This window comes from Pseudomonas granadensis, from assembly GCF_900105485.1.
Classification (GTDB): Bacteria; Pseudomonadota; Gammaproteobacteria; order Pseudomonadales; family Pseudomonadaceae; genus Aquipseudomonas; species Aquipseudomonas granadensis.
On sequence record NZ_LT629778.1, the window covers coordinates 1,553,247 to 1,566,506 of the forward strand.

Consider the following 13,260-nt stretch of genomic DNA (forward strand, 5'->3'; position numbering starts at 1 on the left):
GAGGAGCGTTCCGAGGATGTATATCGACGGGTTGTTGCGGTGTATTGCGCGGCCAGCAGGAGAGCAGGGCGTTGGGAATTGCCGATAGGCGAGGAGGACACCAGCCTGACCTGGAACAGTTCAAGTCAGACTGGCGTGGGGCGATAGACCGCGACGCGGTCAACGATTTCAGTGGCTGCTGAGCAACGAAGCGGCGCCAGCGCCGCCGAACAGCCCCGCGCTGATGCGGTTGAACCAGCTCTGGCCCTTGCCGCTGCGCAGGTAGCGCGCGGCGCCGTGGGCACCGAGGCCGTAGGCCAGTTTGCACAGCAGGTCCAGCACGGTCCAGGTGGCGATCATCACCAGCAGTTGCGGCAGGAAAGGTTGCTCGGCGCTGAGGAACTGCGGCAGGAACGCGGCGAAAAACAGGATGTCTTTCGGATTGCTCGCGCCCAGCACGAAGGCGCGGGTGAACAGTGCGCGAAAACGTGGCACCGGTGCGGCTTGCGGGACGTCGGCGCCGACCGACGGCTGGCGCGACTGTTGCCAGCTCTGCCAGGCGAGGTAGAACAGGTACAGCGCGCCGACGATTTTCAGCGCGCTGAACAGTTGCTCGGAAGCGAGCAACAATGCGCCCAGCCCCAACGCCGATGCGCTGAGCAGACAGATCGATGCCGTCACACCGCCAAGGAACGCCGGGTATGAACGGCGCAATCCGTAGTTCAGGCTGTTGCTGATCATCAGCAACGACAGCGGCCCCGGAATGAGGATCACCACCAGCGCAGCGCCACTGAACAGCAGCCAGGTTTCCAGACTCATCTTGTTGCTCCTTTTTTTGTTGTGTTCATGAATGTGCAAAAGCCCCACCGGCGAGGGTGGGGCTGTCTGGAAACGGGACCGCGCAGCGCTTAGAGGAAGATGAACTTGGCGATGAAGATCGCGCAGAGCACCCACAGGCTGACGGAGATTTCCTTGTACTTGCCGGTACCGGCCTTCAACGCCACGTAGGTGATGAAGCCCAGTGCGATGCCGTCGGCGACCGAAAAGGTCAGCGGCATCATGATCGCGGTGACGATGGCCGGAATCGCGTCAGTGGCTTCGTCCCATTCGATATGGGCCATGCCGCCCATCATCAGCATCGCGACGTAGATCAGTGCGCCGGCAGTGGCATACGCGGGAATCATGCCGGCCAGCGGTGCGAAAAACATCGCTGCTATAAATAGCACACCTACGGTGACGGCGGTAAGACCAGTCCGACCACCCGCGGCCACGCCGGCAGCACTTTCCACGTAGCTGGTGACCGGCGGAACACCGACCACCGCGCCAAATACGCTGGAGGCGCTGTCGGCTTTCATCGCGCGGGAGAGGTTTTCGATGCGGCCGTCAGGGTTGACCAGATTGGCGCGCTGGGCGACACCCATCAGCGTGCCGGCGGTGTCGAACATGTGCACGAACAGGAAGGCGAGGACCACGCTGATCATGCTGACGTTGAACACGCCGGCGACGTTCATGGCCATCCAGGTCGGCGCCAGGCTTGGCGGGGCGGACATGATGCCCTGGTAGTGAACGATGCCCAGACCCCAACCGGCGAGGGTAACGGTGATGATGCTGATGAGAATGGCGCCGAAGACTTTGTGGTAGCTGAGGATCGCAATCATCAGAAAGCAGATTGCGGCGAGCAGCGGGCCGGGTTCGCGCAGCGAGCCAAGCTTGATCAGGGTGGCCGGGCTATCGACGACGATGCCAGCGGTTTTCAGACCGATCAGGCCGAGAAACAGGCCGACGCCGGCGCCCATCGCGAAGCGCAGGCTGACCGGGATACTGTTGAGCAGCCATTCGCGGATGCGCGAGAACGTCAGGATCATGAACAGCACACCGGAAACGAACACCGCGCCCAGTGCGGTTTCCCAGTTGTAGCCCATGGTCCCGACCACGGTGTAGGTGAAGAATGCGTTGAGGCCCATGCCCGGCGCCAGACCCACCGGCCAGTTGGCGTAGAGGCCCATCAACAGGCAGCCCAGCGCGGCGGCGATACAGGTGGCGACGAAGGCTGCACCGTGATCGATCCCGGCATCGGCCATGATGTTCGGGTTGACGAAAATGATGTAAGCCATGGTGATGAAGGTTGTCAGACCGGCAATCAGCTCGGTCTTCACCGTGGTGCCATGCAAGCTGAGTTTAAACAGACGCTCCAGCAGGCCAGTGCGTAGGGGCGGCGAGAGATCCAGCGGCGATGCTTCGGATTTGCGGCTTTCCACAGCGAGTACTCCTCAAGAGTTTTATTGTTATTTCCAGGGCCGGACCCATGAGGGGTGGCAGCGGCCCTTTGAGGCATACGCGAATTTGTTGACCATGCGGTCAGGAACTCGCACGCTGTGGATTATGCTTTTGTGTACAAATAAAGCAAATATTGTTTTTGGTTTTGTCTTCAGTTTGTCCATTGATAGGGATATATGGCCCACACAGGTCAATGTGGGAGCCAGCCTGCTGGCGACGGGGCCGGTACAGTCACTCGGCAACCGCCTGGCTTTTGCCCAGCGCCACATTCACCGCCAGCCAGCCATTCACCGCCGCCTCGCCAGCCTCGGCAAACACCCGCTCGAGCAATTTCACCTGCTCGCGGCGCAGGGCCTGCTCAAACTTCGCGCCTTCCGCTGTCAATTCCAGCAGGCGTTTACGCTTGTCGGTCTGCGACGCCACGCTGTCCACCAGATGCATTTCCTGCAACTGGCGCAACGGCATGTTCAACGCCTGTTTGCTCACGCCGAGCAGCGCAAGCAATTCCTTCACGCTCAGATTCGGGTAACGCGCGATGAAAAACACGATGCGCTGATGCACCCGCGACAGTCCGCGGCGCTCGAGCATTTCGTCTGCCTTGGCAGTGAACGCCTGATAGCCGAAGAAAAACGCTTCCATGGCCTGCTGCTGGCTGATCGGGTTTTTAAGGTCAAGCATGTTGACGTACTCGCTCACGTTGGCGTAATTTCAGTCAACCAGTTTGACTCATTTTCCTCACGCCTCGCTACCGGTGACTTCCATGGCTTTTTCCGAACGTGTCACGCGCCTTAAAAGTTCTTTGATCCGCGAAATCCTTGCTGCCGCCCAGCGTCCGGAGGTGATGTCGTTTGCCGGTGGCTTGCCCGCCGAGGCCATGCTGCCGAAAGTCGAGTGGGCCGACATGCCGCTGTCGCTCGGCCAGTACGGCATGAGCGAGGGTGAACCGGCGTTGCGTGAAGCCTTAGCGGCGCAGGCGAGGGCGCTCGGGCTTGATTGCCTGGCGAGTCAGGTGCTGGTGGTCAGCGGTTCGCAGCAAACTCTCGATCTGGCGGCGAAGCTGTACATCGACAAGGGCACGGAGATTTTGCTGGAAGCGCCGACCTATCTCGCCGCGCTGCAGATATTCCAGCTGTTCGGCGCCGATTGCCTGACCGTTGCGCAAGAGGCCGACGGCCCGAATCTGGTGCAATTGCGCCAGCGCCTGGAACAGCATCGCCCCGCATTCATCTACTTGATCCCGACCTTCCAGAATCCGTCCGCCGTGCGCTACAGCGAAGCCAAGCGTGCTGCCGTCGCCGCGCTGCTCGATGAATTCGGCGTGACGTTGATCGAAGACGAGCCCTACCGCGAACTGACGTTCGACGGCGCCAGCGCCAGACCGATCGCCGGCCGCTTGCAGAACGCCAGCTGGATCTACACCGGCACCGTGTCGAAAACCCTGCTGCCGGGATTGCGCGTCGGTTATCTGATCGCCAGCCCCGACCTGTTCCCGCATTTGCTCAAACTCAAGCAATCGGCCGATCTGCACACCAATCGCATCGGCCAATGGCAGGCGCTGCAGTGGATCGGCAGCGACAAGTATCAGCAACATTTGAGCGAGCTGCGCGGATTCTACCGGCAGCGGCGCGATGCGTTTCAAGCGGCGCTGGAAAAGCACTTTGCTGACCTGGCCGAATGGGAGATGCCGCAGGGCGGGTTGTTTTTCTGGCTGATACTGAAGCAGCCGCTGGACACCCGAACGTTGCTCAACGATGCCTTGGCCAACGATGTGGCGTTCATGCCGGGTGAGCCGTTTTTTCCGGATCCGGATAACCATCCTGGGCATCTGCGCCTGAACTTCAGCCACATCGACCCGGCGCGGCTGGATGAAGGGCTGAATCGATTGGCGGCGGTGATTCGGCAAGCGCAGATCGATAAAGCGGCGTGAAAAAACAAACCGGCTCGAAGGCCGGTTTATTTTTGTCCAGAATTTGTGGTGCCTGTGGTGGCTCATCGCGAGCAGGCTCACTCCTACAATTGGAATGCGTTCCCCTGTAGGAGTGAGCCTGCTCGCGATACGGCCTCAGATGCACCCAAAAAATATCAGACCGCCGCAAACCGCTTGTCCAGATAATCAATAATCACCTTGGACTCATACATCCAGGTCGTCTGGCCATTCTCTTCAATGCGCAGGCAAGGCACCTTGATCCGGCCGCCCTGTTCCAGCAGGGTCTGACGGTCCTGCTCGTTGTTCTTCGCATCTTTAAGCGCCACCGGCACATTCAGGCGACGCAGGGCGCGACGAGTCTTCACGCAGAACGGGCAGGCATGGAACTGATACAGGGTCAGGTCCTTGGCGGCGGCGTCGACTTGCGCCTGAGCCGCGGCCGGGCGTTGTTTCTTGCCCGGGCGGGTGATGAAATCGACGAAAATAACCAGTTGGCCGAGGCCGACACGAAGCGCTTTGACGAACACGTTGAAAGCCTCACGGTGCGAATTGAGAAAGGCGCGCAGCTTACCCGATTTTTCGCGGACGAAAAAAAACCGGCGATGAAAGCCGGTTTTTTCTGCGGCGGCGAATTACTTGATGAGGCTGAGGAATTCGCTGCGGGTCGCGGCGTTTTCGCGGAATTCACCGAGCATCACCGAGGTGATCATTGACGAGTTCTGCTTCTCCACACCACGCATCATCATGCACATGTGCTTGGCCTCGATCACCACGGCCACCCCCAGCGCACCGGTCACCTGCAATACGGCATCGGCGATCTGGCGGCTGAGGTTTTCCTGAATCTGCAGGCGGCGAGCGTACATGTCGACGATCCGCGCGACCTTCGACAGGCCCAGTACCTTGCCGCTCGGGATGTAGGCCACATGCGCCTTGCCGATGAACGGCAGCAGATGGTGTTCGCACAACGAATACAGCTCGATGTCCTTGACCAGCACCATTTCGCTGTTGTCGGAGCTGAACAGGGCACCGTTGGTGACCTCTTCGAGCGTCTGTTCATAACCGCGGCAGAGGTACTGCATGGCTTTGGCGGCACGCTTTGGCGTGTCGAGCAGGCCCTCGCGGGAGACGTCCTCGCCCAGTTGGCCGAGAATCGCGGTGTAATTCTGTTCCAGGGACATGAAACTACCTGTGGGGGGATTTTCGCAAGCGGCAAGGGTACGGCGGCGGACACAACCCTGCAAGTTCGGTGTAACGCGATTATTCGTCGCGGCCTTCCATCATTGTGCGTTTGAGCATCACGTAAACCGCGCCGGCGCCGCCGTGTTTCGCCTGGCAGGAACAAAAACCGAGTACCTGGGCGTGCTGGCGCAGCCAGGTGTTGACGTGGCTTTTGATCATCGGCCGCTTGCCATCGAGACGCACAGCCTTGCCGTGGGTCACGCGCACGCAGCGGATTTCAAATTTCGTCGCTTCGGCCAGAAAGGCCCAGAGGGTTTCCCGGGCCTTCTCGACGCTCATGCCATGCAGGTCGAGGCTGCCTTCGAACGGGATCTGGCCGATCTTGAGCTTGCGCATCTGACTTTCCTGCACCCCGTCGCGGGCCCACATCAGTTCGTCTTCCGGGCCGACGTCGATCACGAACTGGTCGGACAGGCCGTCGATGATGGTGGTGTTGCTGCGCACGGTGGCGGACTGGCGCAATTTGGCGATCTGCGCGCGGTCAGCCTTGGGTTTGCCGGTGTCGGCGCGGTCGTGCTTGATCGGCTTGACGCCTTGGATGGCACTTTTGAACAGGGAAAAATCGTCGTCTTGCATGTCAGCCTCCGCGAAGGGCGGCCAGTTTACCCAAGTCGAAACAAAACGGCCCGGCAAAAAGCCAGGCCGTCGGTCAGTCGTGTTTTTTCATCAGGTGCGGGGACATGTTCAGTTCCCGCGATTGCCGTGCGCGACGGCGGCAACGGCGCCACAGGGCGACACCGAAATACAGAAACAGCAGACCGACCGCCAGAATGATTGCCGAACCCATCGGCGTGGCGTTCAAGTCACCCAGCGCCGGTGGGCGCCCGAGCAGGCTGGCCGCCCCGGCCATCGCCAGCAGCACGCCGAACGTCGCCAGAATGGCGGCGATCGCAGCACCGAATCGAAAACGCCAGTTGCTTTGGCCTTTGGGCCGCAAGCGGCGTGCGTCAAATCCATCGGATAACTTCATTCCGACCTTCCTCAATGGGTATCGGCCCTTCGACCGGGAGTTGACCGGGTTGTTCCTGAGGCTATGGCATTTGCGGCAAATCAGCGGGCTTAATGGATGAGCGGCGCCGCAAGCTGCTCATCCGCGCCGATCAGATCAGATCAGGTCTTGCGTCAGGGCGAGGGTGGCGAAGTTGTCCGCCATGATCGCCATTTCCGCTTCCTGGACTTGCTCCGCCTTGAGCACGCCGCCCTTGAACGGCAAGTCGCGGGTCGCGCAGGCGTCTTCGACCAGAGTGCAGCGAAAACCCAGATTCTTCGCTGCGCGCACCGTGGTGCTGACGCTGGAGTGGCTCATGAAACCGCAGACGATCAGATCCAGCGAGCCCAGATTCTGCAGGCGGTCGAGCAATTCGGTGCCGTGAAACGCGCTCGGCAGCAGTTTGCCGATGATGGTTTCGTCACCCTGCGGCTCCAGGCCCGGGATGAATTCGCCGCGCTCGCCCTGCGGGTCGAACAGGCCACCGACGGTGCCGAGGTGACGCACGTGCACGATCGGCCGACCGGCGGCACGGGCTGCGGCAACCAGTTGTTTGATGTTCGCGACGGCCGCGTCCATGCCGCTCAGGGCCAGCGGGCCACTGAGATATTCTTTCTGGGCATCAATGATGACCACGGTGGCATGACTCAGTGTGGCCGCTGCGTAACCGCGACCGCTGAGTTGAAACATCGTTTTTGGAACGGACATTCTGGGGCTCCTTGGGGTGGGGCTTTTGCGACATTGTCCTCTGGCTGAGCGCTTCTGTGAATCGCTACCATCGTAGGCACCGTCGTTATTGGCCTGCAGCCTTGTCAAGTTACACCTTCTGTTCAATAGCTGATGCAAAAAACAGAAAACTCCTACTGTCGCCGCACGGGTTTTCCTGCGTCGTCGTCACGCGTTTTGGCTGTTAGAATCGCCAGTCGTTTTTTCAGGAGTTCTGCCCGTGATCACTTCCCGACTTCGTACCCTGCGCGACCATATCCGTTGGGCCGTCAGCCGCTTCCATGGGGAGGATCTGTTTTTCGGCCATGGCACCGACAATGCCTGGGACGAAGCCCGGCAACTGGTGCTGGGTGCGCTGCACCTGCCGTGGGAGATCGCCGACAGCTACCTCGATTGCGCGCTGGAAGACGACGAACTGGTCAACCTGCAGCGCCTGCTCAAGCGCCGCATCGAAGAACGCATTCCTACGGCGTACCTGCTGGGCGAAGCGTGGTTCTGCGGCATGTCGTTTATCGTCGATGATCGCGTGTTGATCCCGCGTTCACCGATTGGCGAGTTGATCGAGAACCGCTTTGCGCCGTGGCTCGGTAGCGAACCGGCGCGGATTCTTGACCTGTGCACCGGTTCTGGTTGCATCGGTATTGCCTGCGCCTACGAATTTCAGAATGCTGAAGTAGTGTTGGCGGATCTGTCGTTCGAAGCGCTGGAAGTGGCCAATCAGAACATCGAGCGCCATGGCGTCGACGAGCGCGTCTATACCGTGCAGGGCGATGGTTTCGATGGTTTGCCGGGGCAGCGTTTCGACCTGATCGTGTCGAACCCGCCTTACGTGGATGCGGAAGATTTCGCCGACATGCCGGACGAATATCAACATGAGCCTGAGCTGGGCCTGGCCTGTGGCGATGATGGCTTGAACCTGGTGCGGCGCATGCTCGCCGAAGCGGCAGATCACCTGACCGAGAAGGGCTTGCTGATTGTTGAAGTGGGCAACAGCCAGGTGCACGTCGAGGCGTTGTACCCGGAAGTGGATTTTGCCTGGCTCGAGTTCGCCCGTGGCGGGCATGGCGTGTTCATGCTGACGGCGGAGCAGTGCCGCAACCATCAGGCCCTGTTCGCGTCCCGCGTCTGACCCTTAAAAGCATCGCGGGCAAGCCCGCTCCCACAGGTTTTTGTGTGTACCGCAACATTCGGGTAGGCGCAAAACCTGTGGGAGAGTGGCTTGCCCGCGATGGGACCGCCTCGGTCTTGAATCTTTACCGGTGCGTAGCAATCCAGATCAACAACCCCGCCTGGAACACCGCAAACGCCACCAGACAGGTAATGGTGAAACGCAACCCGGCGTCTTCACGTTTGAACTTGCTGACTTTCTCTTCCTGCTTTTTCAGCTTCACTTCCTGCTCGGCCAGATTCTGCTCGGCCTGCTGGAGCATCTGCGCCGCTTCAAGAGTCTCGACGAGCTGCAGCTTTTCGCTGTTCCAGTCGCCGAGCAGATCACCGACCTGCACGGTCTTGACACTGCCCTTGAGATGCTGGGCATCGGCGTACGCGACATCGAAACCGTGTACCCGCAGAAAGTGATCGCGACGCAGACGCGTGTCTTCGTTCAGCGCGTCCTTGTTGTTCAAATCCGTGCCGTCGACGGTGTAACCGGGCCAGCGTTTTTTCGCCCAGTTGATGCCTTGCGCGGCGATGAAACGGCCGATGCCACGGTTCAGCGGTTCGATCTGCAAGCCGCTGTCGGGGCCGAAACGCACACGCTTGGTGCTGTGATCGGCCCACACGTCGAGGACGTTCTGTTCCTTGCGCACGCGCTGGCCGGGCAGTTTGATCGCCATGCGCATCAGGCTGTGTTCTTTGCTGTGACGCTCGGCGTAACCGAATTCGACAAAGCGCAGCGGCCGGCCGCCGGTATGGCGATCGGTCTGCAGCGGCGCCAGGCGGAGCATCTTGTGGTGCTCGGCGTGAACATCCGACCACGGCAGCTCGACCGCTGGCGGCGCGTCTTTTTCAGCGGTGGTGTCGGGTGAAGTCTGGGTATCAGTCATAACGGCGCGATCCTGTCCATGCCCTGCTTGTCACCAGCCGTTGCGCTGGCGACAAAGGCTTATCGGCCGTTTTTTCAAGGACTGGAGGGTAAACAGCGGTTAACGGGTGCGAAGTCCGTCAATAAAACCCAGGATCGCCGAACCAAGCTCGGCGGCCAGCGGCAAATTCGGATCCTTGTACGAGGCCAGCTGTCGTTTCATGTCGTTGTGCACGATGCGCAGCACATGGTTCATGCCTTCGATCACCACCAGTTGCGCATCCGGTTTCGCCGCTTTGAGCAGCTTCGCGTCTTCGGTGCCGACCTGAATGTCATTGCTGCCCTGAACGATCAGCGCCGGCATCTGCAACTGCGCAAAGGCTTTGGCGGGGTCCTGACGGAACAGCGAAATCAGGTATGGCTGCACACTCGGGCGGAAAATTACCTGCAACGGTTGCGGCACATTGTCGTCGGTGCGACCGGCCTTGAGGCTGTCGAGCAGTTCATTGCTGCGCAGCATCAGCGGCGGCGGCAGGCTGCGCGCCAGTTGTTCGCGGATCACCTGATCGACCGGTCGAGCGCTGCCCGAGAGGGAAATCACCGCCGCCGCATCGAGTGTCGGTGCGGCGAGGCTGGCGATCAGCGCACCTTCGCTGTGACCAAGGACGATCAGCGGGCCGAAACGCGGGTCGGTCTTGAGCTTCTGCCCCCACGCCACGGCATCCGCCGCATAAGCCTCCACCGAAAGATTGCGCTCGTCCGGCGTTGCGGCGAGGCTCGCGGCCACTCCGCGTTTGTCGTAACGCACGCTGGCGATGTTGTGTTTGGCCAGCACCCAAGCCAACCGCTTAAGGCTGTCGTTGCGCCCGCCGTCGGGGTTGTTTCCGTCACGATCGGTAGGACCGGAGCCGGAAATGATCAGGACAACCGGCACCGGGCTGTCAGACTTTGGCAGCAACAGTGAACCGAAAAGTTCGCCGCTGCCCGTAGTCAAAGTCATTGGCCGTTGCAGGACGGTCGCTTGGGCAAAGCCCGTGAACAGGGTAAGACTCAAGATCAAAACTCGCAGCATCATCACGCCATCATTCGCCAAGGTGCCGGTTGGACTCGCCAACACCGCCAAGGTTCGAGGATGAACTACTCGGTTAGCCTGCGTATACTGGCGCGCATCAAGAATTCGGGTTTGATTTCACGGAGCGTCCTGCATGTCCGGCAATACCTACGGCAAGTTGTTCACTGTCACCACCGCTGGCGAAAGCCATGGTCCGGCGTTGGTCGCCATTGTCGACGGCTGCCCGCCGGGCCTGGAGATTTCCCTGGAAGATCTGCAGCGCGACCTCGATCGCCGCAAGCCGGGCACCAGCCGCCACACCACTCAACGCCAGGAAGCCGATGAAGTCGAAATCCTCTCCGGCGTGTTCGAAGGGCGCACCACCGGCTGCTCAATCGGCCTGTTGATCCGCAATACCGACCAGAAGTCCAAGGACTACTCGGCGATCAAGGATCTGTTCCGCCCGGCCCACGCCGACTACACCTACCACCACAAGTACGGCGAGCGCGATTATCGCGGCGGCGGTCGCAGCTCGGCGCGCGAAACCGCAATGCGCGTGGCGGCGGGGGCGATTGCGAAGAAGTACCTGGCCAGCCAAGGCATCGTCATTCGTGGCTACATGAGCCAGCTCGGCCCGATCGAAATCCCGTTCAAGACCTGGGATTCGGTGGAAGAGAACGCCTTTTTCAGCCCTGACCCGGACAAGGTGCCGGAACTGGAGGCCTACATGGACCAGTTGCGTCGCGATCAGGACTCGGTCGGGGCGAAGATCACCGTGGTTGCCGAAGGTGTGATGCCCGGTCTGGGCGAGCCGATTTTCGACCGTCTCGACGCCGAACTGGCCCACGCGCTGATGAGCATCAACGCGGTCAAGGGCGTGGAAATCGGTGCCGGTTTCGCCTCGGTAGCCCAGCGCGGCACCGAGCACCGCGATGAAATGACCCCTGAAGGTTTCCTCAGCAACAACGCCGGCGGCATTCTCGGTGGCATTTCTTCGGGCCAGCCGATCGTCGCGCATCTGGCGTTGAAGCCAACATCGAGTATCACCACCCCGGGCCGTTCGATCGATATTCACGGCAACCCGGTCGACGTGATCACCAAGGGCCGTCACGACCCGTGCGTCGGCATCCGTGCCACGCCGATTGCCGAGGCGATGATGGCCATCGTGCTGATGGATCACCTGTTGCGCCACCGTGGGCAGAACGCCGACGTGCGCGTGAGTACTCCGGTGCTGGGTCAGCTTTGATGGCTGACTCGTCGAACGCCGCGGCCTGAGCGTGGCGGCGCTTCCTTACTGGCGGCTGTCCAGTTTCTATCTGTTCTATTTCGCCTTGCTCGGTTCGACGGCGCCGTTTCTGGCGCTGTACTTCGATCATCTTGGCTTCAGCGCGGCGCGCATCGGTGAGCTGGTGGCGATCCCGATGTTGATGCGCTGCGTGGCGCCGAACATCTGGGGCTGGCTCGGCGACTACACCGGCAGGCGTCTGGCCATCGTGCGCTTTGGCGCGGTGTGCACGCTGCTGACCTTTTCGCTGATCTTCGTCAGCAAGAGCTACGCGTGGCTGGCGATGGTCATGGCCCTGCATGCTTTTTTCTGGCATGCGGTGCTGCCACAGTTCGAAGTCATCACCCTGGCGCACTTGCAGGGCCAGACTTCGCGCTACAGCCAGATCCGCCTGTGGGGCTCGATCGGTTTCATCATTACCGTGGTCGCGCTGGGCCGATTGTTCGAATGGCAGAGCCTGGATATTTACCCGGCGGCGCTGGTATTGATCATGGCCGGCATCGTCCTCAGCAGCCTGTGGGTGCCCAATGCGCAGCCGCCGCAAGGCAACCGGGCGAGCGGCGAGGGCTTTCTCAAGCAGTTGCGCAATCCGGGAGTGTTGGCATTTTATGCCTGTGTGGCGCTGATGCAGATGAGCCACGGCCCGTATTACACCTTTCTGACCTTGCACCTTGAGCGACTCGGTTACAGTCGCGGCGTGATCGGCATGCTGTGGGCGGTGGGGGTGGTGGCCGAGGTTTTGATGTTCATGGCCATGAGCCGGATTCTCGCGCGGTTTTCCCTGCGCCGGGTGCTGATGGCGAGTTTTCTGCTGGCGGCGCTGCGTTGGGTGTTGCTGGGCACATTTGCCGAATTTCTCTGGGTGCTGCTGTTCGCCCAGTTGCTGCATGCGGCGACTTTCGGCAGCTTTCACGCCGCTGCCATCGCGTTCGTGCAACGTAGCTTCGGCGCACGTCAACAAGGCCAGGGCCAGGCGCTGTACGCCGCGCTGGCCGGCACCGGCGGTGCGCTTGGCGCGCTGTATTCCGGCTACAGCTGGAATGCCCTGGGCGCGACATTGACGTTCAGTATTGCCAGTCTCGCGGCGCTCGCCGCGGCCGTTATCATTGCCACACGTATGCAAGAGGACAGGCCATGAGCCTTACCCGTGAACAACTCGCTCAGCAAATCGTCGACGCCGGGCGCTTCCTCTATGGTCGCGGCTGGTCGCCGGCCACCAGCAGCAATTATTCGACGCGGCTGTCGCCGAGCGAAGCGCTGCTGACCGTGTCGGGCAAGCACAAAGGCCAGTTGGGCCTGGACGATGTGCTTGCCACCGATCTCTCCGGCAACAGTCTGGAGCCGGGCAAAAAGCCCTCCGCCGAAACCCTGCTGCACACCCAGCTTTATAGCTGGCGCGCGGAGATCGGCGCGGTGCTGCACACCCATTCGGTGAACGCCACGGTGCTGTCCCGGCTGACGACGCAAGACTTCATCGAGTTCGAAGATTACGAGCTGCAAAAAGCCTTCAGCGGCGTCTCGACCCACGAATCGCGGGTGCGCGTGCCGATTTTCGACAACGATCAGGACATTGCGCGCCTCGCCGCCAAGGTGCAGCCTTGGCTCGACGCCCATCCCGATTGCGTCGGCTACCTGATCCGCGGCCACGGCCTGTACACCTGGGGCGCGCAGATGAGCGACGCGCTGCGGCAGATCGAGGCCTTTGAATTTCTGTTTGAATGCGAGTTGAAAACCCGCAGCGTCATGAACCGCCAGGGCTGACTTC

General features: G+C 60.9%; 15 protein-coding genes. 5 read left to right on the forward strand and 10 right to left on the reverse strand.

Annotated features, from left to right (window positions below):
* Positions 1–168: 168 nt before the first annotated feature.
* From BLU52_RS06935 to BLU52_RS06945, 3 genes are all read right to left on the reverse strand, one after another.
* On the reverse strand, positions 169–798 hold the full coding sequence (locus tag BLU52_RS06935; protein WP_090282497.1) for a LysE family translocator: 630 nt from the start codon (positions 796–798) through the stop codon (positions 169–171).
* Positions 799–887: 89 nt separating this feature from the next.
* Positions 888–2,237: an NCS2 family permease gene (locus tag BLU52_RS06940; protein ID WP_090282498.1), complete on the reverse strand. Its 1,350-nt coding sequence runs from the start codon at positions 2,235–2,237 to the stop codon at positions 888–890.
* 250 nt (positions 2,238–2,487) lie between these two features.
* Positions 2,488–2,934 carry a MarR family winged helix-turn-helix transcriptional regulator gene (locus tag BLU52_RS06945; RefSeq protein ID WP_090288453.1) on the reverse strand — a complete coding sequence of 149 codons (447 nt, stop codon included), beginning with the start codon at positions 2,932–2,934 and terminating at the stop codon, positions 2,488–2,490.
* Positions 2,935–3,016: 82 nt separating this feature from the next.
* Between BLU52_RS06945 and BLU52_RS06950 the strand changes: the two genes are divergently transcribed.
* Positions 3,017–4,183, forward strand: coding sequence for an aminotransferase-like domain-containing protein (locus tag BLU52_RS06950; protein ID WP_090282499.1), 1,167 nt, complete (start codon positions 3,017–3,019; stop codon positions 4,181–4,183).
* Between the two features lie 155 nt (positions 4,184–4,338).
* Here the strand turns inward: BLU52_RS06950 and BLU52_RS06955 are convergent, their stop codons facing one another.
* From BLU52_RS06955 to BLU52_RS06975, 5 genes are all read right to left on the reverse strand, one after another.
* On the reverse strand, positions 4,339–4,710 hold the full coding sequence (locus tag BLU52_RS06955; protein ID WP_090282500.1) for a glutathione S-transferase N-terminal domain-containing protein: 372 nt from the start codon (positions 4,708–4,710) through the stop codon (positions 4,339–4,341).
* Between the two features lie 105 nt (positions 4,711–4,815).
* A complete protein-coding gene (gene folE / locus BLU52_RS06960; protein ID WP_003236739.1) occupies positions 4,816–5,361 on the reverse strand; it encodes a GTP cyclohydrolase I FolE in 546 nt (181 codons plus the stop codon).
* Between the two features lie 79 nt (positions 5,362–5,440).
* The gene (locus BLU52_RS06965; RefSeq protein ID WP_090282501.1) at positions 5,441–5,998 is read right to left on the reverse strand and encodes a Smr/MutS family protein; all 558 of its coding nucleotides are present in this window, start codon (positions 5,996–5,998) and stop codon (positions 5,441–5,443) included.
* Between the two features lie 73 nt (positions 5,999–6,071).
* A complete protein-coding gene (locus BLU52_RS06970; RefSeq protein ID WP_007914024.1) occupies positions 6,072–6,392 on the reverse strand; it encodes a hypothetical protein in 321 nt (106 codons plus the stop codon).
* A gap of 135 nt (positions 6,393–6,527) precedes the next feature.
* Entirely contained in the window at positions 6,528–7,118 is a 591-nt protein-coding gene (locus tag BLU52_RS06975; RefSeq protein ID WP_090282502.1) for a cysteine hydrolase family protein, read from the reverse strand.
* Between the two features lie 238 nt (positions 7,119–7,356).
* Here BLU52_RS06975 and prmB point away from each other — a divergent pair, with 238 nt between their 5' ends.
* Positions 7,357–8,265, forward strand: a complete 909-nt coding sequence (gene prmB, locus BLU52_RS06980; protein WP_090282503.1) for a 50S ribosomal protein L3 N(5)-glutamine methyltransferase — start codon at positions 7,357–7,359, stop codon at positions 8,263–8,265.
* 124 nt (positions 8,266–8,389) lie between these two features.
* On the opposite strand, the gene BLU52_RS06985 is transcribed toward prmB, so the two are convergent.
* Together BLU52_RS06985 and BLU52_RS06990 are read right to left on the reverse strand one after the other, a co-directional pair.
* On the reverse strand, positions 8,390–9,181 hold the full coding sequence (locus BLU52_RS06985; RefSeq protein ID WP_090282504.1) for a hypothetical protein: 792 nt from the start codon (positions 9,179–9,181) through the stop codon (positions 8,390–8,392).
* A gap of 99 nt (positions 9,182–9,280) precedes the next feature.
* On the reverse strand, positions 9,281–10,234 hold the full coding sequence (locus BLU52_RS06990; RefSeq protein ID WP_090282505.1) for an alpha/beta hydrolase: 954 nt from the start codon (positions 10,232–10,234) through the stop codon (positions 9,281–9,283).
* A 130-nt stretch (positions 10,235–10,364) separates the two neighbouring features.
* Here BLU52_RS06990 and aroC point away from each other — a divergent pair, with 130 nt between their 5' ends.
* From aroC to BLU52_RS07005, 3 genes are read left to right on the forward strand one after another with little or no spacing between them, the layout of a single operon-like run.
* A complete protein-coding gene (gene aroC / locus BLU52_RS06995) occupies positions 10,365–11,456 on the forward strand; it encodes a chorismate synthase (RefSeq protein WP_077571784.1) in 1,092 nt (363 codons plus the stop codon).
* Positions 11,457–11,487: 31 nt separating this feature from the next.
* A complete protein-coding gene (locus BLU52_RS07000; protein ID WP_090282506.1) occupies positions 11,488–12,633 on the forward strand; it encodes an MFS transporter in 1,146 nt (381 codons plus the stop codon).
* Positions 12,630–13,256: a methylthioribulose 1-phosphate dehydratase gene (locus BLU52_RS07005; RefSeq protein WP_090282507.1), complete on the forward strand. Its 627-nt coding sequence runs from the start codon at positions 12,630–12,632 to the stop codon at positions 13,254–13,256. Before BLU52_RS07000 ends, BLU52_RS07005 begins: the two co-directional genes overlap by 4 nt.
* Positions 13,257–13,260: the final 4 nt, after the last annotated feature.